The organism is Hydrogenophaga sp. (genome assembly GCF_051860785.1).
Classification (GTDB): domain Bacteria; phylum Pseudomonadota; class Gammaproteobacteria; order Burkholderiales; family Burkholderiaceae_C; genus Hydrogenophaga.
Genome location: NZ_JBIMLB010000001.1, coordinates 451,262 through 472,947 on the forward strand (window position 1 = coordinate 451,262; position 21,686 = coordinate 472,947).

The following is a 21,686-nucleotide window of genomic DNA, read 5'->3' on the forward strand; positions in this document are numbered from 1 at the left end:
GGATTCGCAACGCCGAGTGGCGCTGTTTCCACCCCATTCGCACTTGGAAAAATAGTGTGAACAGGCCCTAGGCTCCTTCAGCCCAGGCGCGCGCGGTGCCGCGCGATCTGCGCGCGCACCTGGGCTGGCGCGGTGCCGCCCAGGGTGTTGCGGGCGTTCAGGCTGCCGCGCAGGCTCAGACACTCGTACACGTCCTTTTCAATCGACGCATTGAACCCTTGCAGCACCGTCAGCGGCAGTTCGGACAGGTCGCAGTTGTGCGAGACGGCGGCCTTGACGGCGTGGGCCACGGTCTCGTGCGCGTCGCGGAACGGCAGGCCCTTCTTCACCAGGTAGTCGGCCAGGTCGGTGGCGGTGGCGTAGCCCTTCTTGGCCGCGTCCTCCATGGCGATGGCGTTGACCGTGATGCCGCCTTCCTTCTGCCCGGTGGCCGGGTTGGGCTGGCCGCCCACCATCTCGACGAAGATGCGCAGCGTGTCCTTGAGCGTGTCCACGGTGTCGAACAGCGGTTCCTTGTCTTCCTGGTTGTCCTTGTTGTAGGCCAGTGGCTGGCCCTTCATGAGGGTGATCAGGCCCATGAGGTGGCCGACCACGCGGCCGGTCTTGCCGCGTGCGAGTTCGGGCACATCGGGGTTTTTCTTCTGCGGCATGATCGAACTGCCCGTGGTGAAACGGTCGGCGATCTTCACGAAGCCGAAGTTCTGGCTCATCCACAAAATGAGTTCTTCGCTGAAACGGCTGATGTGCACCATGCACAGCGAGGCGGCGGCGGTGAACTCGATGGCGAAGTCGCGGTCGCTCACGCCGTCCAGGCTGTTCTGGCACACCTGCGGCTCGCCGCGCTCGTTCACCATGCCCAGGGTGCGCGCCACGAGTTCGCGGTCCAGCGGGTAGGTGGTGCCGGCCAGCGCGGCCGAGCCCAGCGGCAGGCGGTTGGTGCGACGGCGCACGTCGGCCATGCGCTCGGCATCACGCGAGAACATCTCCACATAGGCCAGCAGGTGGTGCGCAAAGCTCACCGGCTGCGCCACCTGCAGGTGGGTGAAGCCGGGCAGGATGACCTCCACGTTCTTCTCCGCCACGTCCACCAGCGCGGCCTGCAATTCGCCCAACAGCGGGACGATGAGGTCGATCTCGTCGCGCAGCCACAGGCGCACGTCGGTGGCGACCTGGTCGTTGCGGCTGCGGCCGGTGTGCAGCCGTTTGCCTGCGTCGCCCACCAGCTGGGTCAGGCGCGCCTCGATGTTGAGGTGCACGTCTTCCAGGTCGAGCTTCCATTCGAAGCTGCCGTCCTCGATCTCGGCGGTGATCTGCGCCATGCCGCGCTGGATGGATTCGAGGTCGTCGCGGCCGATGATGTTCTGGGCCGCGAGCATGCCCGCGTGCGCCAGGCTGCCGGTGATGTCGGCCCGCCACAGGCGCTTGTCGAAGAAGACACTGGCCGTGTATCGCTTGACCAACTCGCTCATGGGCTCCGAGAATAGGGCGGACCAGGCTTCGGATTTCTTGTCGAGTTGATTGGTGGACATGGTGTTGCCAGCGGCTGGATGGGAGATGAATGGAGCGGACGTCCGCCAGGGAAGGGGCCACGAGGTGCATGCCCGGGCCGGTGGACGGCGCGACGGATCCCTGTGCTGGCCCTCATGTTGGCCGACCCGAGGACGGAAAACGCTTCCCATGAAAGATTCCAGAATTTTATCGAGCTTCCAGGAGCTGGCGCATGCGGCGGGTGCGCGGCCACTGTCGGAGATGCCCGAGCACGTGCGTGCGCGCGTCCAGGTGTTCGACACCTGCCAGGTCGGCACGGTGCTGCGTGCCGTGCTGTTCGTGCAGGCCGTGGTCGCCGTGGCGTCCATGTTCGGCGTGCACACCGTGGTGGGCTGGGTGACGCAGATGGCCATCCTGACCGGCGCTGCGCTGCCGGCCGTGCTGGCCTGGCTGCTCACGGTGTGTGGTCTCAAGCGCCAGCTGGGCCTGCTGCCCATGCCGGGCCAGTGGGCCGCGGCCACGGCGCTGGGTGCTGTTTCCGGCCTCTATGGCTGTGGCCTGCTGGTGCTCATGGGCCTGGCCGACCTGGCACCCTGGGTGGCGAGCGCGTCCGCGGGTGCGCTGGTGTCGGCCGTGCTGGTGGCTGCGCTCATGTGGCGCGCCAAGGCACGCACCCCCGCCGGCACCACTGCGCGCCTGGCCGAGTTGCAGGCGCGCATCCGCCCGCATTTCCTGTTCAACACGCTCAACAGCGCCATCGCACTGGTGCGCGAGGAACCCGCCAAGGCCGAGAGCCTGCTGGAAGACCTGAGCGAGCTGTTCCGCCATGCCCTGGCCGACCCGAAAGAGGCCGTGCCCCTGTGGCAGGAACTGGAACTGGCCGAGCACTACCTGGGCATCGAGCAGGTGCGCTTCGGGGAGCGGCTCAAGGTGGAATGGAGCGTGGACGAGTCGGCCTCCAAGGCCAAGCTCCCCCCACTCATCCTTCAACCGCTGGTGGAGAATGCCGTCAAACACGGGGTGGAGCCGAGTCCCACCGGGGCCATCGTGCGCATCAGCACGCAGCGCCGGGGCAGCGTGGTGGTGATCAAGGTGACCAATACCGTGCCGGCGGGCAGTGGTCGCCCCGGCAATGGTCTGGCGCTGGACAACGTGCGCCAGCGACTGACGCTGTTGCACGACGTGGAGGGGCGGTTTCAGAGCGCCCTGGTCAACGGGGTGTTTCAGGTCCGACTCGAAATACCGGTATAAGCGCGTATTGGACGGGTTCTGGATACGGAGCGTGACATGGCATTGAAGGTATTGATCGTTGACGACGAGGCGCTGGCCCGATCGCGGCTGCGTGCCCTGCTGGCCGAATGCACCGAGCCGCGCACCGACGTGGTGGGTGAGGCATCGAATGCGGTGCAGGCGATGGAGCAGATCCAGCGCACGCAGTGCGATCTGGTGATGCTCGACATCCACATGCCCGGTGTGGACGGCATCGCGCTGGCCAACACGCTGCGCGAGATGGCGAAGCCACCGGCGGTGATCTTCGTCACGGCGTATGCCGAGCACGCGGTGCACGCCTTCGAGCTCGAAGCCGTCGACTACCTCACCAAGCCGGTGCGGCGCGAGCGCCTGCAGCAGGCGCTGCAGAAGGCGCAACGCCTGCTCAGTGCCGGGGAAGCCGGCGGTGACGCGGGTCTGCCCGAGAGCCTGATCATCCAGGAACGCGGGCGCAGCGAGCGCGTGGCGCTGGCCGACGTGATCTACCTCAAGGCCGAGCTGAAGTACATCACCGTGCGCACGGCCGACAAGGAACACATCTACGACGGCGCGCTCAGCGACCTGGAGCAGCGCTACGCCCACCTGTTCGTGCGCGTGCACCGCAATGCGCTGGTTTCGCGCCGCGCCGTGCGGGCGGTGGAGAAGCACAACGACCCGGTGGAGGGCGAGGGCTGGATGGTGCGGCTCGACGGCGTGGAGGAGCGCCTGGCTGTCTCGCGCCGCCAGCTCGCCGCAGTGCGCGAAGCCCTGATGAGCTGAGCGCTTTTCTCGCTTGGCCGTCAGGCCACGCCGTGCCGCCGCAGCACCTCGGCCCAGGCCGCCAGCTTGCGGTCAAAGCTCCAGCTGGCGTTGGCCGGGCTGGTGGATGGCAGCCGGTAGACCGGCAAACCAAACGGCTCTGTGTGCTTCGCATGGCGAAAACTTTCGCCCCCGTTGTGGGCGATCGCCTCCAGCAGCGGGCATTCGCGCCGCGCAGCTGCGAAATCGTTGAGTTCGGCGTTCTGAATCGCCGTGTCCAGGCTGCCCTCGCGTTCGCAGGCGCGGTACACATCCCAGACACCCAGGCCGCGTTCGCGCAGCACCGCCACACGTTCCGCGTAGGGCATGGCCGGCAGGGGCAGGGCCCACAAGGCGCCCAGGATCTTCCAGAAGTGGTTCTGCGGGTGGCCGTAGTACTGCTGCGCGCGCAGCGAAGCCACGCCGGGAAAGCTGCCCAGCACCAGCACGCGCGTGTTCGCGTCCAGCACCGGCGCCAGGCCTTCCAGGCGCTTCATGTCAGCGCTTTCAGCCGCGGCAGGGCGGTCCATGCGTTGGCCTGCGCCGCGGCTTGCATCTCGTCCACACCGATGCCGCGCAGGCCCGCCAGCACGGCGCCGATGCGCGGCAACTCGGCGGGCGTGTTCACGCCCTGCGCGCACCCTTCAGCGCGCTCGGCCGCCGTGGCGTAGAGCCACTGCGGCGGAATGTCGGGCGCGTCCGTCTCCAGCACCAGCGCATCGAGCGGAAGAGCGCTGGCGAGGCGGCGCAGTTGCTTCGCGGGTTCGAAGGTGACCGCGCCGCCGAAACCCAGCTTGAAGCCCTGGTTCAGGAAGGCTTGGGCCTGCTGTTCGCTGCCGTTGAAGGCGTGCGCGATGCCGCTACCTGTGGGGAGCTCGCGCAGGTGCTTGAGCAACACGTCGGCGCTGCGGCGCACGTGCAGGATCACCGGCAGGCCGTGCTTGCGGGCCAGCCGGAGCTGGGCGCGGTAGAAGGCCACCTGCCGCTCGCGCATCTCGGGCGTGCACAGCGCGGGCACGAAAAAATCCAGCCCGATCTCGCCCACGGCCACCAGACGCGGGTCGTCGCGGTGCTCGGTCAGCGCGGCGTCCAGCAGGTCGAGGTCGCTGTCCCGTGCCTGCGGCACGTACAGGGGATGGATGCCCAGCGCGTAAGCGTCTCCCAGCCGGTGGGCCAGCGCGCGCACGGTGTCGAAATTGGCGCGCTCCACGGCCGGGATCACGCAACGGCCTACGCCCAGCGCCGCTGCGCGTTCGCGCGCGGCCACGGCCAGCGCGTGGTCAGGGCCGAACTCGGGGGCATCCAGATGGCAGTGTGTATCGATCCACATGGCGGCATGGCGGTATAACGGGCCATTGTGCCGTCACGAAAGGAACCCCCCATGTCGTCCACCTTCCGCCTCGCCGGGCTCGCCGCTCCCGTGTTGATGGTTCTTTCCGCCTGTGCCATGCCCGGCGCGCCCGCTGCCGCACCGCTGGTGGGCAGCGAATGGCGCCTGGAGGACCTGGGTGGTACCGCCGTGCTGGATCGCGTGGAGGCCACGCTGGTGTTTCCCGAAGCCGGGCGCGTGGCTGGCAATGGCTCCTGCAACCGCTTCTTCGGCTCCTACACCCTCATGAGCGACCGCATCGCCATTGGGCAGATGGGGTCCACGCGCATGGCCTGCGCCGGTGCGGTGGGCGAGCAGGAGGCGCGCTACCTGGGCGCGCTGGAGAAGGCCGAGCGGGTGGAGGTGCAGGGCAGGACGATGCAGGTGCACGTGAAGGGCATGGACAAACCCCTTCGTTTTGTCCGAACCAAGCCTTAAGTCAAGACACCCGTAGTCAAATGAAGCACGCGGCCGCAGCGCGCGGCCAGCGTCTCGTCGTGCGTGACCACGATGAAGGCCGTGCCCTGGTCGCGGGCGAGTTCCATCATCAGTTGGAACACGCCCTCGGCGGTGCTGCGGTCCAGGTTGCCGGTGGGTTCGTCGGCCAGCACGCAGGCGGGCTGGGTGACGAGGGCGCGGGCAATGGCCACGCGCTGACGCTCGCCGCCTGAGAGTTCGGCCGGGCGGTGGGCCAGGCGGCTCGCCAGGCCCACGCGCTCCAGCATCTTCGACGCGCGTTCGGCCGCTTCGGCGCGCAGCATGCGGCGAATCCAGAGCGGCATGGCCACGTTGTCGCGCGCGCTGAACTCGGGCAGCAGGTGATGGAACTGGTACACGAAACCCAGGTGGCGGTTGCGCAAGTCACCTTGCTGGGCGGCGCTCAATCCCGAGAGCGTCTGCCCCATGAGCTGCACGCTGCCATTGGTGGGCGCGTCCAGCCCGCCGAGCAGGTGCAGCAGGGTGCTCTTGCCCGAGCCCGAAGCCCCCACGATGGCGACCGTCTCGCCAGCGCGCACGGTCAGGTCCACGCCGGTGAGCACGGTGACGTCGAGACGGCCTTCGTGGAAGCGTTTGGTGAGGCCCTGGGCCTGAAGAACGGTATTGGTCATAGGGGTTTCGCCGCCGGGCCGCCCCAAGGCGAAACGCGCCCCCTCGGGGGGCAGCGACCCGCGCAGCGGCGGAGCGTGGGGGCTGTATCACTCATAGCGGAGGGCTTCAGCAGGATTCACGCGGCTCGCGCGCCAGCTCGGGTAGATGGTGGCCAGGAACGACAGCACCAGCGAGATCACCGCCACCGGCATGATGTCGGCCCGCTGCGGGTCGCTGGGCATGCGGCTGATGAGGTAGATGTCCTGCGGGAGGAAGCTCGCGCCGAGCAGCCTTTCCAGCGCGGGCACCAGGGTGTCGATGTTGAAGGCCACGCCGAGGCCGAGCAGCAGACCCGCGCCGGTGCCGATGACGCCGACCATGGCGCCCTGCACCATGAACACGCCCATGATGCTGCGCGGGCTCGCACCCAGCGTGCGCAGGATGGCGATGTCGGCGCGCTTGTCGGTCACGGTCATCACGAGCGTGGACACGAGGTTGAACGCGGCCACCGCCACGATGAGCGTGAGGATGATGAACATCATGCGTTTCTCGAGCTGCACGGCGGCGAACCAGGTGCGGTTCTGGCGCGTCCAGTCGCGCACCAGCAGGCCGGGGTCGAGCCCGGCGGCGATGGACACGGCCACCTCGCGCGCGGCATGCAGATCCTTGATCTTGATGCGCACGCCGGTCGGGCCTTCCACGCGGAAGATGCGCGCGGCGTCTTCCTGGTGCAGCAGCGCCAGCGCCGAGTCGTATTCGAAATGGCCGGAATTGAACACGCCCACCACGTTCATCTGACGGATGCGCGGCACCACGCCCGCAGGCGTCACCTGGCCACTGGGCGCGATCAGCGTGACGCTGTCGCCCACGATCACGCCCAGGCTGCGCGCCAGCTCGCCACCGAGGATCACGCCGAACTCGCCCGGCACCAGGCGGGGCAGCACGTTGGCGGAAAGGTCGGCCGCCAGATCGGTCACGTTGGGCTCCAGCGCCGGGTCGATGCCGCGCACCAGCGTGCCCTTCATGTCTTCGCCGCGCGCAATCAGCGCCTGTGCGCCCACGAAGGGTGCTGCGCCCAGTACCTCCGGGTGGCCTTCGATGCTGCCCAGCACGCGCGGCAGATCGGGGATGGCCTGGCCGCTGGGCTCGAACACCTCGATGTGCGCCAGCACCCCGAGCATGCGGTCGCGCACCTCTTTCTGGAAGCCGTTCATGACCGAGAGCACGATGATGAGCGCGGCCACGCCCAGCGCGATGCCCAGCATGGACACCCCGGAGATGAAGGAAATGAAGCCGTTGCGCCGGGTGGCGCGGCCAGCGCGCGTGTAGCGCCAGCCCAGAATGAGTTCGTAGGGGGTTTGCATGGGAGCCGGCATTGTGGCATCCCCCACAATCCCTTCATGTCCGCCGCCCGCCACTTGCTCATCCCCTTTGCCGCTGCCGGCGCTTCCGACCAGCAGCCGCTGTGGCCGACCCCGGCGGTGGAAGACCTGCCGAGCCTGGCGGCGTTGCTGCGCCGCATGCAGGTGGTTTCCCAGACCGATTGCGATCCCGATGCTCCGTCGATGCCTTACGAGCTGGTGCTGGCCGGACTGCTGGGCCTCCCGCGCGAGCCCGGCCGGGTGCCCTGGGCGGCTTTCGAAACGCGAACCATCGGCGAGCCCTGCGGCTGGATCAAGCCCTGCCATCTGCAAGTGGGGGGTGACCAGGTTCGCCTGGGAGATGCCGCGCTGCTGGGGCTGCAGGAAGCCGACTCCCGTGCCTTGCTGGAAGCGGCCGCGCCCTACTTCGCCGAAGACGGCCTGCGCCTGACGTACATGAGCGCCGGGGCGTGGCTGGCCACCGGCGAACCCTTGCGCGACCTCACCACCTGGTCCACCGACCGCCTCGCCGGTCGCCAGCTCACGCCCGGCGTCCTGCCCATCGCTGGTGGCCCGTTCGGGGGACTCTGGCAACGGCTGCACAACGAAATGCAGATGTTGTTCTACACCCACCGTGTCAACGACGAGCGCGCACAGCGCGGCCAGTTGCCTGTCAATGCGGTGTGGCTCACCGGCGCGGGCGTGCTCGACGCCATGCCCCCGCCCGCGCCGCAGGTGATCGTTGAAAACCGCCTGTGCGCCAGCGCGCTGGCGCTGGACGCAGCCGTCTACCGACAGGCTTGGCGGGACGTGGATGCGGACGCGTGTGCGATGCTGCTGGATGCATGCCGCGCAGGAGACCCCGTGCAACTGACCCTGGCGGGCGAGCAACGTGCCGTCACCCTGGAGCCGCGCCCCACGTCGATGCGCGCTCGAATCGCATCGCTGTTCTCGGCGCGGCCCTCTCTGGCGGTGCTGGATACCCTGTGAACCCCATGAAAGACCTTTTCTCGCCATGAAGATCATCACCCGCGACGTGCCACCCCGCGCCGCCTGGGCACTCGAGCAAGGCGGCCTGCATCCGCTGCTGGCGCGCCTGTTCGCTGCACGCGGCATCACCAGCAAGGACGAACTCGACGACGCGCTGGCACGCCTGATCCCGCCCACGCAGATGCTCGGCGCACAGCAGGCCGCGCGCGCGCTGGCCGATGCGATGGCGGCGAAACAGGCCATCTGCATCGTGGCCGACTACGACTGCGATGGCGCCACGGCCTGCGCCGTGGGCCTGCGCGGCTTGCGCCTGCTGGGCGCTCCTCTTGGCTTCGACCGTGTGAACTACCTCGTGCCCGACCGCGTGACCGACGGCTACGGCCTGACACCTTCGATCGCGAAGCGCGTGAAGGCGCAGGGCGCAGACGTGCTGGTGACGGTGGACAACGGCATTGCCAGCGTGGAGGGCGTTCGCGCTGCGCGCGAGTTGGGTCTGCAGGTGATCGTGACCGACCACCATCTGCCGGCGATGAAGGATGGCGAAGTCACGCTGCCGCAAGACTGCATCATCGTCAACCCGAACCAGCCGGGCTGCCCGTTCGAAAGCAAGTCGATCGCGGGTGTGGGCGTGATGTTCTATGTGCTGTTGGCGCTGCGGGCGGAGTTGCGCGAGCGCGGCGTGTTCACGGCGCAGAACCAACCGAAGATCGATTCCTTGCTGCCCCTGGTGGCGCTGGGCACCGTGGCCGATGTGGTGAAACTCGACGCCAACAACCGCCGCCTGGTCGCGCAAGGCCTCAAGCGCGTTCGCCAGGGCGCGATGCCGCCGGGCATGACGGCGCTGTTCAACGCGGCGGCGCGCAAGCCGGCGGCGGCCACCGGTTTCGACTTCGGCTTTGCGCTCGGGCCCCGCCTGAACGCGGCTGGTCGCCTGGCCGACATGACGCTGGGGATTGAATGCCTGACGACCGACGACGCATTGCGCGCCGATGAACTCGCGCGCACGCTCGACGGCATCAACCGCGAGCGCAAGGTGATCGAGGGCGACATGCGCGAACAGGCGCTGCAATTGGCCGAGGAGATGTTCGACGAATCCGAAGAACCACCGCCAGCCCTGGTGGTGTTCGACCCTGATTTCCACGAGGGCGTGGTGGGCATCGTGGCCTCGCGCCTGAAGGACAAGTTGCACCGCCCCACCTTCGTGTTTGCCGCCAGTGGCGCCGAAGGCAAGGAACATGAGCTCAAGGGTTCGGGCCGCTCCATCGCGGGGTTTCACCTGCGCGATGCGCTGGATCTCGTGGCCAAGCGCCACCCGGGCGTGCTGCTGCGGTTCGGCGGCCATGCCATGGCGGCCGGCTGCACGATCGACGAAGAACACCTGGAAACTTTTGAAGCGGCGCTGCAGCAGGTGGCGCACGAATGGCTGGACGCAGCCACGCTGCAACGCCGCATCGAGGCGGATGGCCCGCTGGAGGCGAAGTACCGCCGGCCGGATCTGGTGGACACCTTGCACCAGGAGGTGTGGGGTCAGGGTTTTGCGCCTCCGGTGTTTTGCGAGGAGGTGCAGGTGGTGTCGCAGCGGCTGGTGGGCGAGAAGCATCTGGCGCTGAAACTCAAGCACCAGGGCGAGCCGGTGGACGGCATCTGGTTCAGCCACACCGAACCGCTGCCCGAGCGCGTGAAGATTGCGTTTCGGCTGGATGCGGATGAGTGGCAGGGGCAGAGGCGGGTGCGGTTTCTTGTTGAGGCGGCTGAGGTATGAGGCTTTTATTGCCTGTACCTCGCGGGCTCGGAGCGACTGGGCGCTCTGCTCCGCGAATGTCCTCCGACGGCCTTTGGCCGTCTCCCCCTATATTTCGCTGCGCAGAGCGCCCAGTCGCTCCGAGCTGAAGGGTGTGAGCACACCATCATCTCGCACGCCAGTCCTGTTGCTGGGGCGGGGTAACCGACGCAGCGAAATAAAGGGGGAGGACGGCGAAGCCTTCCGGAGGACATTCGCGGAGTCGGTTACCCCGCCCCGGCAACAGGAAACCGCCGGAGAAAAATCAAACTCAAGCAGCAACCGTCCGATGCAACACAGGCGTCTCAGGCACCGGATACCCCGCAGCCCCGAACGTGCTCACCACCGCCTTGTGCGTGTCGAAGTAGACCTGCCAGTAGTGGTCGGTGTGCGTGTAGGGACGCACACAGAGCAAAGGCCCTTCGGGGGTGAACTGCAGGATCTCCACGTCGGGTGCGGGGGAGGTCACCACGTTGGGAATCGCGGCCACGGCGGTGCGCAGGCGCGCCATGGCGTCGTTGACATCCACCCCGTTGGCCACCTTCGCCACACAGTCCACGCGCCGGAACGGTTCCTGACTGAAGTTCTGGATGTTGTCGGCAAACACCTTGTTGTTGCCCACGATGGTCGTCACGTTGTCCGGCGTCAGGATGGTGGTGGCGAACAGGCCCAGCTCCTTCACCGTGCCGGTGACGCCGCCCGCGCAAATGAAATCGCCCACCTTGTAGGGCCGCAACACCTGCAGGAAGATGCCGGCAGCGAAGTTGGCCAGCATGCCGCTCCAGGCCACGCCAATCGCCAGGCCCGCACCCGCGAGCAACGCCGCAAACGACGTGGTGCGCACGCCAAAGATGTCCAGGATCGCCAGGATCAGCACGATGGTGAGCAGCACCGAGATGATGGACTTGAGGTACTGGATCAGCGTCTGATCGAGCTTGCGGCCCTTCTCCATGGCCCGGCCGATCAACCCCACCGCAATGCCGATCAACCATCGACCCACGACCCACGCCGCGATGGCTCCCAACACCTTGAGGCCGAAATCGGCACCCTGCGTGACCAGAAAACCCCAGATGACTTCCGTGTTCATAATGTTTTCCTTTAGAAGAAGGTGATCCAACAGATGCAGCATTCACACCCACCTGGCCAACCTCGCGGCGGCGTCCCCCCCAGGACCTCGCAGGCCGACGGATTGTGCTCCTGCGGATGCCTTGCGGATAGCCGGGGTGTGGGCGCGTGAAGGCCGGTGCCAATGCCGCCGCGCGGCAGCGCCGGGCGCCCCAGTCGCTGCCCGAGGTCACGATCTCCGAAGACGTTGAAGTTCGTTTCCTGCACCTGGGCACCGAATGGATTCAGGGCTCCATGCTGCTGAATGCGCCGTTCGACATCGAGCTCGATTACGTCCAGCGCATGATGGCCTGGCTGCTGTTCGTGGAACCCGATTCGGTGAGTGCACGACGCGCGATGCAACTCGGCCTGGGCTCGGCTGCGCTCACCAAGTTCTGCTTCAAGAAGCTGCGCATGGACACCACCGCGATCGAGATCAATCCGCAGGTGCTTGCGGTGTGCCGGCAATGGTTCAAGCTGCCGGCCGATGGGCCACGCCTTCGCGTGGTGCTCGCCGATGCGGGCGAAGAGATTCGCCGCGCCGACCACCTCGCCGCGTACGACGCCTTGCAGGTGGATCTGTACGACCACGAGGCCGCCGCGCCCGTGCTCGACAGCCCCGACTTCTATGCCGACTGTCGCGCTGCGCTGACCGATGAAGGCTGCCTCACCGTCAATCTGTTCGGCCGCGATGCGAGCTACGAGCGATCGCTGCAAAGCATCTGCGCAGCCTTCGGCACCGACGCCGTGTGGGCCCTCAAGCCCACGCGCGAAGGCAACACTGTGGTGCTGGCCCAACGAACACCCGAGCGTCCCACGCGCATGGCCCTGCTGGCGCGTGCCGAAGCGGTGCAGGAGCGCTGGGGTTTACCCGCTGTGAAGTGGCTGCGCCTGTTCAAACCGGTATCCTGATTGCGCCATGAAGACCTTGCAGAAGCCCAACCCCGCGCACATCGAAGGCCCCCTGGACTGGCGGCGCCTCGTGGAATGGCTGCGCGAGGACGGCGTGATCTCCACCGAAGAAGCCGAGCGCACCATCGCACGCTGCGCTTCGGCCCACAGCTCGCAGCATCCCTTGCAGCGCCTTTCGGTGGTGGGCATGTCGCGCGCCGCCGATCGCCACGTGCTCGATGTAGAAGAGCTCACGCAGTGGCTGGCGACGCGCAGCGGCCTGGAATACATGCGCATCGACCCACTGAAGGTGGACGTGGGCAAGGTGGCCGACGTGATGAGCGCGGCCTACGCCGAGCGCCACAAGGTGCTGCCGGTGCTGGTGAGTCCCACCGAAGTGGTGGTGGCCACCGCCGAACCCTTTCTGCGCGACTGGGTGCCCGAGGTGGAGCGCCAGACGCGCCGCACCGTGCGCCTGGTGCTCTCCAGCCCGCAGGCCATCAGCAGCTTCACGGCAGAGTTCTTTGCGCTGGCCAAGTCGGTGCGCGCGGCCAGCAAGAGCGGCGGCCAGGGTGGCTTCGGCAGCTTCGAGCAACTGGTGGAGATGGGCAAGGCCAACAAGCAGCTCGACGCCAACGACCAGGGCGTGGTGCAGGTGGTGGACTGGCTCTGGCAGTACGCCTTCGACCAGCGCGCCAGCGACATCCACCTGGAGCCGCGGCGCGAGCAGGGCGTGATCCGCTTCCGCATCGACGGTGTGCTGCACCCGGTGTACCAGATGCCGATCGGCGTGATGAACGCCATGACCGCGCGCATCAAGCTGCTCGGCCGCATGGACGTGGTGGAGCGCCGCCGCCCGCAGGACGGTCGCATCAAGACGCTGCGCCCCGGCGTGGGTCAGGCGCGTGGCGAGGAAGTGGAAATGCGCCTGTCAACCTTGCCCACCGCATTCGGCGAGAAGCTCGTCATGCGCATCTTCGACCCCGACTCCACGGTGAAAGACCTCGCCGCGCTGGGCTTTGCCGCGCACGACGCGCAGCGATGGGAAGGACTCACGAAACACCCGCACGGCATCGTGCTGGTGACCGGCCCCACCGGCTCGGGCAAGACCACCACGCTCTACGCCACGCTCAAGCGCCTGGCCACCGAAGAGGTGAACGTGAGCACAGTGGAAGACCCGATCGAGATGATCGAACCGGCCTTCAACCAGACCCAGGTGCAGCCGCACCTGGACCTCGACTTCGCCCAGGGTCTGCGCGCGCTCATGCGGCAGGACCCGGACATCATCATGGTGGGCGAGGTGCGCGACCTCGCCACCGCCGAAATGGCCGTGCAGGCCGCGCTTACCGGTCACCTGGTGTTCACCACGCTGCACACCAACGATGCGCCCGCCGCCATCATGCGGCTCATGGAGCTGGGCATACCGCCCTACCTCATCAACGCCACCGTGCTGGGCGTGCTCGCGCAGCGGCTGGTGCGCACACTCTGCCCCGCGTGCCGCAAGCCGCAAGACAAGGAAGAGGTGGCCGCTTCGCGCGAAACGCTGGCCGAACTCGTGAAGCCCTGGCAGGTGAGCGGCAGCTACCGGCCCTACCAGCCGGTGGGCTGTGTGGAATGCCGCATGACGGGCTTTCGAGGTCGCATGGGCCTCTACGAATTGCTGGTGGTCACCGAGGGCTTCAAGGACAAGGTCAGCCGCGAACCGCGCCTGGACGTGCTGCGCAAGCAGGCCGTGCAGGACGGCATGCGCCCGCTGCGCCTGGGCGGCGCGGCGCGCGTGGCCGAGGGCCTGACCACCATGGACGAAGTGCTCGCCTGCACACCGCCCGTGCAGTGAGCTGACACGTGGCCCCATGATCAAGAACCTGCAGGACTTTCTGGCCGGCCTGCTGTTCCTGGCCTTCGGCATCGGCTTCGGCTGGGCCGCCACACGGCACCCACTGGGCTCGACGGCCGACATGGGCCCCGGCTACTTCCCCTTGCTCATGGGCCTGCTGCTGGGCCTGCTGGGTGTGCTCATCCTCTTCAAGGCGCTCACCTTCGAAGCCCTGGGCGGCGGGCGCGTGGCTCACTGGGGCCTGGGGTCGATGCTGCGCGTGCTCGGTGGCCTGCTCTGGCTCGCGCTGTGCACCGGCCCTTCGCAATGGCCGTGGGTCGGGTCCGCCTTGTCGGGTTTTCCCACTTTCGGCCTCGTGATCGGCGTCGCAGGCCTGTTGCTGGCGGTGGCGATGGGCGGGGGTGCGCGTGCCGGCTGGTGGTCGCTGCTGCTGGCCGTGCTGGTCAGCGCCATCTGGGTGGGGTTGCTCGGGCTGAACGTGCCCCTGTGGCCGGGGCCCGCTGCGGGCTGACACACAAGGCACCGCGACCATGCCGCTTTCCTGGTGGGACTCGTTGATGCTGGGCGCCTCCGCCGTGGGGGCGCTGCAGCCACTGGCCTTGATTGCGGTGGGCGTGCTGGTGGGCAGTGTGTTCGGCCTGCTGCCCGGCTTGGGTCCCGTCACCGCCATCGCGCTGCTGCTGCCGGCCACGCTCGGCCTGCCGCCGCTGCCCGCGCTGCTGGTGCTGGCCGGCGTGTACTACGGCGCGCAATACGGTGGCTCGCTGCCCGCCATCGTGCACAACCAGCCGGGCGAAGCCTCGTCGGTCATGACCAGTCTGGATGGCCATCCACTGGCACGCCAGGGCCGGGCAGGCACCGCGCTGACCATGGCCACCGTCAGCTCCTTCGCGGCGGGCTGTTTCGGCATCGCGGTGGTGGCGGCACTCGTGCTGCCGGTGGTCGCGCTCGGCCTCCAGTTCGGATCGGCCGAGCGCTTCATGCTGCTGGTGGTGGGCCTGATGGGCGCCACCGTGCTGGCATCGGGCTCCTTCCTGAAAGCACTGGCCATGGCCGTGCTCGGCATCCTGCTCGGCCTGACCGGCTGGGACGTGCACACCGGCACCGCCCGCTTTGTACCCGAGGCGCTCGAGCCATGGATGGGTCGGCAGCATGGGCTCGCCAACGGCGTGGGCTTCATCGCACTCGCGCTCGGCTTCTTCGTGGTGGCGCCGGTGGCGGCTGAACTGGCCGGCCTCTCTTCACTCGCACCCGCGGCGGACCCGGAGCCGGCCCGCGAATTGCCCAGCATGGACGACCGCCCAAGCCGGGAAGAATGGCGCGACGCCGTGCCCGCGCTGCTGCGCGGTACCGGCCTGGGCGTGGTGCTCGGTGTGGTGCCTGGTGGCGGTGCGCTGCTGTCTTCGCTGGCGGCGTACCAGGTGGAGAAGGTGGCCTCGCGCCAGCGCACACCGCCATTGGGCGAAGGCAACCTGCGCGGCGTGGCCGCGCCCGAAGCCGCCAACAACGCCGGCGCGCAAACGGCCTACCTGCCCATGCTCGCCCTGGGCCTGCCGCCCAATGCCGTGATGGCATTGCTGCTCGGCGCACTCGGCCTGCACGCCATCGAACCCGGCCCCTCGGTCATGAAGGTGCAACCCGCGTTGTTCTGGGGTTTGCTGGTCTCCATGTGGGTCGGCAACGTGCTGCTGGTCCTGCTCAACCTGCCGCTGGCGCGCTGGTGGCAGCCGGCGCTGCTGCAAGTGCTGCGCATCCCGCGCCGTGCCTTGCTCGCCGGCCTCATGGTGGCGTGTGGCCTGGGCGCGCTTGCGCTGGGGCCGCACGGCTGGGGTGTGTGGCTGGTCATTGGCTTGGGCCTGCTGGCTTTTGTGCTGCAACGCCTGGGCGGCGAGGGCGTGGCGCTGCTGCTGGGTTTCGTGCTGGCGCCTGGACTGGAAGAGCACCTGCGCCGTGCGCTGCAGTTGTCGCGCGGAGACTGGTTCGTTTTCCTCGAACGGCCGGTGTCGGCGTTGCTGCTGATGGCGGCGATTGGGCTGCTGCTGGTGGTGGTGTTGCAGCCGGGGCGACGGGGGCAGCAGCGCTGAGTCGCGCCACGTGAACGCATCACAAAAAATTCCTTAGAAGCCTGAAATAACGAACTTTTGCCACAGATCGTCATTGGCGTGGCTCGAGTTGCTGATCGGCCGCCAATAAACATCTTTCACCCCCATTTGAGCCGCGCGCTCCCGTATTGACGCGGTTTCCCCGCGCCTAGAGAATGCGCCGCACCTTGTACTACGCAAGGCCTACAAAATGCGGGGAGGTGGGGATGTCGGAAATCGCGGTAGACGCTTCAATGGCGGGCGCCAGGCAAGCGCAGGGCCATCTCGTGGCCGATATGGACTGGATGGCAACGATAGAAGGGGCCGTCGCTTGAACATGATGGACACGCCGAGACGCCTTCTCGGCAGGGGATGGGCTTGCCTTGCCTTGGGCGGCATCAGCATGCTGATTTCAGGTGGGGCATTGCACTCGAAAGAACCACAAGGGCCACCACCGGGCTGGGACAGACTTGTGGCCACCGAAGGTCAAGCCATGCCGATACCAGAGGCCTGGCTGAGCGATGCGGAGGCGCGCATTGCGCACAGCCTCAAACCACCAGCGGTGGTGCCCAAGCCAGTCCCCTTCGACTTTGAACAGCCGTTGAGCGAAAGGCTTTGGTTCGGTGCGCATCGAAAGGCGTCGATTCGCTACTTCAATCACTTGTGCAGCACCGAGGCTGGGCAGTGGATCGTGAGGACGGTGCCGAATGTGGAAGGCGTGTATTTCGCACGGCCGCCAGCGCCAAGAAAGGCTCGTTCAGGCTTGATGGGCAAGCTGTATGGACCAGAGAACCCGTGGATGGAACGCGAGTTTGTGATCGCCAGCGGAAGCCTTCAAACAGAAGGCGGCTGGTTTGTATCGCCCCCACACATGCACTACCGGTTTGTCGAGCAACCCCATCGCAAAGATGTCGATTGGCAGAAGCAGATTGCAGATCCGTATGTTCGAATTTTTGGACTCACGAGAGAGCGGTCACGTGACCAAGAAGGGCGACTGACAGATCACTTGCGCGAAAAAACACCGATGCAGGTGATTGGCATTCCCCAGTTCACAGCGCGATATGGCTACACGTGGCGTGGCATCAAGCGCTCACGTGACAGGGAGCACGGCATCGCTGGAGGCGAGCTGTTGATCTACGACCTTCAAACCAAGGAAGTGCTCGCTCTTCGTCGCCAGTTCGTCATCACGATGGGCAATCGACGCAACGGAGACGAGGCCGCATGGGAGGTGGCCACACCTTGTCGCCAGGCGCCGGAGTATCCGGGAGGGCGCGAGTTCTCCTCGTTCGCAGCCTCAGTTCTTAAAACCATTGAACCGTCTCTAGGGAAGAAATAAATATGAACACCAACATCAGCTCACTCTACAACTTCGTTCTGCAACAGATGGCAGCGGAGTCTTACTTTGAAGGCATCAGTTTGTCCGACATGGATGCGGTTGAACGTCAACTCCGTCTCGGCACCAACCGCATTGGCTACCCACCAGGCGCCAGCGAAGGCAACACCTCCCTAAACGAGGGCTACCCCGGCTTCACCCGCATGACGGAACAGCAAGCCCAGGAGTTCACCAGCAAATACACCATTGTCCACCAGTGGTCGGACAACCCCACGCCCACCGGCTACCGCCCCGCGCCTGAAGGCATCGACGGCAAGCCCAAGCTCAACAGCGACATCCTGGCCAACACGGGGCTTTCCGCCACGCTGATCCGGGTGCTGGATGAGCATGGTGCCCCCACCAACGAATACACGCTGGCCATCCGCTCCACCGAGTTTCGAGACTGGGCAAAAGGCGGTGACGGCGAACGCGACAAGACAGGCGCTGACATCAACAGCATTTCCTTCCACGGGTTTGCTTTGGCCCAGCAGACCGCGCTGGAACACTACTTTCAATGGCTCAAGGACAACAAGGACAGCCTGGGCAATGCGCTGCTGCCGCAAGGCGCCAAACTCAACGTCACCGGCTACAGCCTGGGCGGGCATCTGGCCACCGTGTTCACCGAACTGCACCAGAGCGAGATGAACGGCGGGCAGACGGTAACCTTCAACGGTGCAGGCCGGGGCACTTGGGACGCGCACGCAGGCAGCTTGAAAGACATGCTGGCGTTCTATGAGGCCGTGCTGAACGATGCTGCGCATGCGCCCGTGCCGTCAGATGCCGGCGCCATGATCCGCTCCACGGCCGTTGCGCTTAAAGACCAGCCCTTTGACGCCAAAAACCTGTACAACGACCCGCGCTACCTGTGGGCCGTGATCGCCACCAAGGACAAGTTTGGCCTGGGCTGGCACGCGCTGGCCGACGATAATCGCACAGGCACCACGGCCGACCCACTCATCACCCAGGTGCTCGGCTACGAGACGGTGGAGAACCTCAACTTCACGGCCAATTCCGGCGTACACGGCCCCGTTCTCAAAGTCGGCATTGAGTCGCAGCCGGGGCTGGAAGGCTTGCTCGGCGGCTTCTTCGATACCACGGGCGACTTCGGCAACGGCCACTCCATCACCTTGCTGGCCGACTCGCTCGCCCTGCAGCGAGCCATGACGCAGCTTGACTCAGGGTTCACTCTGGGCAAGTTCATTGACCTCTTGCCCCGCACCAGCAACATCGTGCCCGCCAATGGCGCCAATGCCAGCTACGAAGCTGACCCCTTGGAGAACGTTCTCGATGCCATGCGAAGGATGCTGCTGGGAGCCAATGTTGAGAAGACGCCGTACAAGAATGGAGCCTCTGGGTTCGGTGACATCGGGCACCGCGAAGGCTTCCATGAGAATCTGGAAGCGCTGATTCAGTCACCGTCCTTTTTGACATTGAGGGATCGACTCATATTCGGCGTGTCCGGTGCGGAGTTGGCCACCAATGCTCGTCTAGATTTTGGCGCCCTGATTGCCTTGCAGACACTGAGCCCGTTCTATCTCAAGGGAACCACCCCGGATGCGCAGGCTGCGCTTACCAGCGTCCTGCAATCCGGTCACGGTATTGACTACTTGGCCTGGCAGGCGGACAAGAACGCCGTACTCTATGGCGACACTTCCAAGGTGTTGAACTTCAGTGCCGAATGGCTGGCCGACCGCGCGGCCATGCTGGCGGCTTTGAACCAGCGCAACATCAACAACGCCACGAACCCGACTGGCAGCACGAACACGGATTTCTTCGATGCTTCTCAGGCATTGATCCTGGTGCAGCGCATCAGTGGTGCTGGCTTGAACGCACCTGCGAACAAGGTGCACTTCGGCCACTCGGCTGGCGAGGTCATCAACGGCACTGACAACGCGGTGGGTGATCGTCTCTACGGCGGCGGAGGCAACGACACGCTGAATGGCCTGGGCGGAAATGATCACCTGGAAGGCGGCGAAGGCAATGACGTACTGATCGGCGGTGCGGGTGACGACGTATTGCGGGGCGGTGACGGAGTCGACACCTACAAGTTCAGCGCAACCGGCTGGGGCCGCGACACCGTTCAGGATGCAGATGGGCTGGGTCAGATTCAACTGGGCGATCTAACTTTAGGCGGCTTCTCTCGAGTACAGGGCTCCAGCAGCATATGGGTGGACGACAGTGGAACGTATCAAGCGTTCAAACTCAATGTCGGTGGAGGCAGGATGCATTTGATCATCGTGCCGAAAGTTCAGACTCTCGGCGGCAGCCTGACCATTGAGGACTGGACCCCGGATCGGAATCTGGGCATCACACTTCGCGATTTTTATGCTCCGACGGAGCCGCTTTCGCAGGAGGGATCGGTGGCTGGAGTTGCGTTGCATGAGCAGACGATGGGCTTTGGACCTGGCCCTCGCTCAATAGCTGGCACGAGTGGAAATGATCGGCTTTGGGGCGATGGGATGGCGTTCATTCCGGTTTCTTATCGACTGACCCTTGTCGGGGGGCCTGGGAATGATGAGCTTTTCGCCATGCGCTTGTTTAATGTGCTGATTGGCGATGAAGGCGATGACTGGCTGAAGGGGATGGGGAATTCATACTTTGATGGTGGGCCGGGGAATGATGTATTGGATTCGAGTTCTTTGGAGTATTACAGCAACAATAGTGTAATGATCGGTGGCGATGGGAATGACTCCATTTCAGTATCCATGGGGAGTGGGAACTTGCTGGATGGAGGACTAGGCAACGACTCTCTCTATGCGTCGGGAAACAGAAATATCCTGCTCGGCGGAGATGGAAATAATAGAATTCGAGTTTCGGGTGATTACAACCAGGTTGTTGCACTGCATGGCAATGATTTCATTGAGATTATGGGCAGTTTCAACACCATTGATGCTGGTGATGGAGATAATGAAATAAGCCTTTCAAGGGAGGGGAATTCTTTATATGTTGGAGCGGGTAACGATACGGTGCGAGGTTCGAGCATCGGCGTTGGTAACACGGTGCATCTGGTTGGGGGCGGACATGACACCATAACCTTGTCGCAGCTGGACACGCTTACTCTTTCTGATCGAATCAGATCTGGCGCAAATGTTCGAAATATTGCATTGAGCAGCGGAGAGTTGAGTAAATGGGATCTGTTAATTTACTACGATTTCGAGAATACGGTCACATTGACGTCATATGCTTACAACCAATACAATCGCCCTGATATCGGTTTTGGTCCGGGGAATGCAGGGGCGGTACATTTGGGTGAGTTGCTGGGCACTGGTACCGATGAGTCTGACCGAATTCTGGCGATGCGATATGTTGCCATGCCAATGAATGGGCTCGGCGGAAATGACCATTTGATGTTTTATTCAAGCAATGGTCGAATCAGTGGCGGAGCCGGGGACGATATTTTAGAGTTGATTGAGAAAGATGTGGCTCAGGCTGAACATCTTGTCGTCAGTGGAGATGCAGGAAACGACATCATCAAATTGATAGGCAGCAATTCTTGGCAATTTCCTTTGGCTCACGCAACGGTTATTTTTGCGCCTGGTGATGGGCAAGATCATCTTGAGGCTGCGAGCGGTAGTACTCTTCGGTTGCAAGGGTTTCGGGCCTCTCAAGCTCGATTCCTTGCAGGGCCGACGACCTGTTGATGGTTCTTCCCAATGAAGATCAAATCGTATTGGCGAAATATGCTGCTGATATTTCTCGTCGTCCTACGCTGGTGTTCGACGATGGGCCGATGACGGAAGTACAAGTTGCGTACGCTGCATCGCAGGGTACTGTTTCTGCCGAAAGTCTTCGAGCGATAGAGGGTTTTGAGGTGACGATACAGAGTGAGAAGGGGGATGATATTTTGCGCTTGAATGCAAGCGGAAAAAATACAGTTGTATATAAAAAAGGTGATGGGATCGACGCTGTTTGGGGTCCCGAAGTCAAACCCACTGGCTATATCAACAACGACAAGATCCTTCTTGGTGAAGGCTTGCTGCCTGAACAAGTGACGCTTTATCGATTATTTAAAGTACAAGACCCCACTGCGCCGTATGTGTATGGTGCAGGCCATGACTTGCTTATCGATTTCGGGCAAGGTGATCAGATTTATTTGAAGCAGTTTTTTGCTTCATATTTTTCTAATGGAAGAGGACTTCATCAACCTGCGGTTATCGAATTTTCGGATGGAACTCGATGGACATATGCTGACATCATGGGTCAATTGACATTGGTTGGTGATGAAGGCAGGAATAACATTACGGGCTCTGCTGACTATTCCAACTTTATCAAAAGCGC

17 protein-coding genes are annotated in these 21,686 nt (G+C 64.7%); 11 read left to right on the plus strand and 6 right to left on the minus strand.

Annotation, left to right across the window (positions count from 1 at the left end; translation table 11 throughout):
* Positions 1-77 precede the first annotated feature (77 nt).
* Entirely contained in the window at positions 78-1,529 is a 1,452-nt protein-coding gene (argH, locus tag ACTIF6_RS02125; protein WP_439586346.1) for an argininosuccinate lyase, read from the minus strand.
* Positions 1,530-1,677: 148 nt separating this feature from the next.
* On the opposite strand from argH, the gene ACTIF6_RS02130 reads away from it, so the two are divergent.
* Together ACTIF6_RS02130 and ACTIF6_RS02135 are read left to right on the plus strand one after the other, a co-directional pair.
* Positions 1,678-2,739, plus strand: a complete 1,062-nt coding sequence (locus ACTIF6_RS02130; RefSeq protein ID WP_439586347.1) for a sensor histidine kinase — start codon at positions 1,678-1,680, stop codon at positions 2,737-2,739.
* Between the two features lie 36 nt (positions 2,740-2,775).
* Entirely contained in the window at positions 2,776-3,516 is a 741-nt protein-coding gene (locus ACTIF6_RS02135; RefSeq protein ID WP_439586348.1) for a LytR/AlgR family response regulator transcription factor, read from the plus strand.
* A 20-nt stretch (positions 3,517-3,536) separates the two neighbouring features.
* Here ACTIF6_RS02135 and ACTIF6_RS02140 read toward each other — a convergent pair whose 3' ends face one another.
* Together ACTIF6_RS02140 and ACTIF6_RS02145 are read right to left on the minus strand one after the other, a co-directional pair.
* Positions 3,537-4,031 (minus strand): DNA-deoxyinosine glycosylase, encoded by a 495-nt coding sequence (locus ACTIF6_RS02140; protein ID WP_439586349.1) that lies wholly within the window; start codon positions 4,029-4,031, stop codon positions 3,537-3,539.
* Entirely contained in the window at positions 4,028-4,864 is an 837-nt protein-coding gene (locus ACTIF6_RS02145; RefSeq protein WP_439586350.1) for a TatD family hydrolase, read from the minus strand. Before ACTIF6_RS02145 ends, ACTIF6_RS02140 begins: the two co-directional genes overlap by 4 nt.
* Before the next feature lie 51 nt (positions 4,865-4,915).
* Here ACTIF6_RS02145 and ACTIF6_RS02150 point away from each other — a divergent pair, with 51 nt between their 5' ends.
* Complete coding sequence (locus ACTIF6_RS02150; protein ID WP_439586351.1) at positions 4,916-5,341, plus strand: META domain-containing protein; 426 nt, start codon at positions 4,916-4,918, stop codon at positions 5,339-5,341.
* Here the strand turns inward: ACTIF6_RS02150 and lolD are convergent.
* Both lolD and ACTIF6_RS02160 read right to left on the minus strand, forming a co-directional pair.
* Positions 5,338-6,012, minus strand: a complete 675-nt coding sequence (gene lolD / locus ACTIF6_RS02155; protein WP_439586352.1) for a lipoprotein-releasing ABC transporter ATP-binding protein LolD — start codon at positions 6,010-6,012, stop codon at positions 5,338-5,340. The two genes, ACTIF6_RS02150 and lolD, sit on opposite strands and share 4 nt — an antisense overlap.
* Before the next feature lie 87 nt (positions 6,013-6,099).
* Positions 6,100-7,356, minus strand: coding sequence for a lipoprotein-releasing ABC transporter permease subunit (locus ACTIF6_RS02160; RefSeq protein WP_439586353.1), 1,257 nt, complete (start codon positions 7,354-7,356; stop codon positions 6,100-6,102).
* A 36-nt stretch (positions 7,357-7,392) separates the two neighbouring features.
* Between ACTIF6_RS02160 and ACTIF6_RS02165 the strand changes: the two genes are divergently transcribed.
* Complete coding sequence (locus ACTIF6_RS02165) at positions 7,393-8,343, plus strand: hypothetical protein (RefSeq protein WP_439586354.1); 951 nt, start codon at positions 7,393-7,395, stop codon at positions 8,341-8,343.
* Between the two features lie 25 nt (positions 8,344-8,368).
* The gene (recJ, locus tag ACTIF6_RS02170; RefSeq protein WP_439586355.1) at positions 8,369-10,105 is read left to right on the plus strand and encodes a single-stranded-DNA-specific exonuclease RecJ; all 1,737 of its coding nucleotides are present in this window, start codon (positions 8,369-8,371) and stop codon (positions 10,103-10,105) included.
* A gap of 289 nt (positions 10,106-10,394) precedes the next feature.
* Here the strand turns inward: recJ and ACTIF6_RS02175 are convergent, their stop codons facing one another.
* Positions 10,395-11,210: a mechanosensitive ion channel family protein gene (locus ACTIF6_RS02175; RefSeq protein ID WP_439586356.1), complete on the minus strand. Its 816-nt coding sequence runs from the start codon at positions 11,208-11,210 to the stop codon at positions 10,395-10,397.
* Positions 11,211-11,356: 146 nt separating this feature from the next.
* On the opposite strand from ACTIF6_RS02175, the gene ACTIF6_RS02180 reads away from it, so the two are divergent.
* The 6 genes from ACTIF6_RS02180 to ACTIF6_RS02205 all read left to right on the plus strand — a co-directional run bounded on the left by ACTIF6_RS02180 (position 11,357) and on the right by ACTIF6_RS02205 (position 21,049).
* Complete coding sequence (locus tag ACTIF6_RS02180) at positions 11,357-12,139, plus strand: spermidine synthase (protein WP_439586357.1); 783 nt, start codon at positions 11,357-11,359, stop codon at positions 12,137-12,139.
* A 7-nt stretch (positions 12,140-12,146) separates the two neighbouring features.
* Positions 12,147-13,955, plus strand: a complete 1,809-nt coding sequence (locus tag ACTIF6_RS02185) for a GspE/PulE family protein (protein WP_439586358.1) — start codon at positions 12,147-12,149, stop codon at positions 13,953-13,955.
* Positions 13,956-13,971: 16 nt separating this feature from the next.
* Positions 13,972-14,466 (plus strand): tripartite tricarboxylate transporter TctB family protein, encoded by a 495-nt coding sequence (locus ACTIF6_RS02190; RefSeq protein WP_439586359.1) that lies wholly within the window; start codon positions 13,972-13,974, stop codon positions 14,464-14,466.
* Between the two features lie 19 nt (positions 14,467-14,485).
* Positions 14,486-16,039, plus strand: a complete 1,554-nt coding sequence (locus tag ACTIF6_RS02195) for a tripartite tricarboxylate transporter permease (protein ID WP_439586360.1) — start codon at positions 14,486-14,488, stop codon at positions 16,037-16,039.
* A 328-nt stretch (positions 16,040-16,367) separates the two neighbouring features.
* Positions 16,368-17,372 carry a hypothetical protein gene (locus tag ACTIF6_RS02200; protein ID WP_439586361.1) on the plus strand — a complete coding sequence of 335 codons (1,005 nt, stop codon included), beginning with the start codon at positions 16,368-16,370 and terminating at the stop codon, positions 17,370-17,372.
* A 2-nt stretch (positions 17,373-17,374) separates the two neighbouring features.
* Positions 17,375-21,049, plus strand: a complete 3,675-nt coding sequence (locus ACTIF6_RS02205) for a hypothetical protein (RefSeq protein ID WP_439586362.1) — start codon at positions 17,375-17,377, stop codon at positions 21,047-21,049.
* Positions 21,050-21,686 lie beyond the last annotated feature (637 nt).

What these genes read in the sequence shown, in the direction of transcription:
- ACTIF6_RS02165 (WP_439586354.1), top strand. Translation starts at nt 7,393, where the DNA reads ATGTCCGCCGCCCGCCACTTGCTCATCCCCTTTGCCGCTGCCGGCGCT.
- ACTIF6_RS02145 (WP_439586350.1), bottom strand. Translation starts at nt 4,864, where the DNA reads ATGTGGATCGATACACACTGCCATCTGGATGCCCCCGAGTTCGGCCCT.
- ACTIF6_RS02195 (WP_439586360.1), top strand. Translation starts at nt 14,486, where the DNA reads ATGCCGCTTTCCTGGTGGGACTCGTTGATGCTGGGCGCCTCCGCCGTG.
- argH (WP_439586346.1), bottom strand. Translation starts at nt 1,529, where the DNA reads ATGTCCACCAATCAACTCGACAAGAAATCCGAAGCCTGGTCCGCCCTA.
- ACTIF6_RS02135 (WP_439586348.1), top strand. Translation starts at nt 2,776, where the DNA reads ATGGCATTGAAGGTATTGATCGTTGACGACGAGGCGCTGGCCCGATCG.
- ACTIF6_RS02175 (WP_439586356.1), bottom strand. Translation starts at nt 11,210, where the DNA reads ATGAACACGGAAGTCATCTGGGGTTTTCTGGTCACGCAGGGTGCCGAT.
- lolD (WP_439586352.1), bottom strand. Translation starts at nt 6,012, where the DNA reads ATGACCAATACCGTTCTTCAGGCCCAGGGCCTCACCAAACGCTTCCAC.
- ACTIF6_RS02140 (WP_439586349.1), bottom strand. Translation starts at nt 4,031, where the DNA reads ATGAAGCGCCTGGAAGGCCTGGCGCCGGTGCTGGACGCGAACACGCGC.
- recJ (WP_439586355.1), top strand. Translation starts at nt 8,369, where the DNA reads ATGAAGATCATCACCCGCGACGTGCCACCCCGCGCCGCCTGGGCACTC.
- ACTIF6_RS02190 (WP_439586359.1), top strand. Translation starts at nt 13,972, where the DNA reads ATGATCAAGAACCTGCAGGACTTTCTGGCCGGCCTGCTGTTCCTGGCC.
- ACTIF6_RS02150 (WP_439586351.1), top strand. Translation starts at nt 4,916, where the DNA reads ATGTCGTCCACCTTCCGCCTCGCCGGGCTCGCCGCTCCCGTGTTGATG.
- ACTIF6_RS02130 (WP_439586347.1), top strand. Translation starts at nt 1,678, where the DNA reads ATGAAAGATTCCAGAATTTTATCGAGCTTCCAGGAGCTGGCGCATGCG.
- ACTIF6_RS02160 (WP_439586353.1), bottom strand. Translation starts at nt 7,356, where the DNA reads ATGCAAACCCCCTACGAACTCATTCTGGGCTGGCGCTACACGCGCGCT.
- ACTIF6_RS02205 (WP_439586362.1), top strand. Translation starts at nt 17,375, where the DNA reads ATGAACACCAACATCAGCTCACTCTACAACTTCGTTCTGCAACAGATG.
- ACTIF6_RS02185 (WP_439586358.1), top strand. Translation starts at nt 12,147, where the DNA reads ATGAAGACCTTGCAGAAGCCCAACCCCGCGCACATCGAAGGCCCCCTG.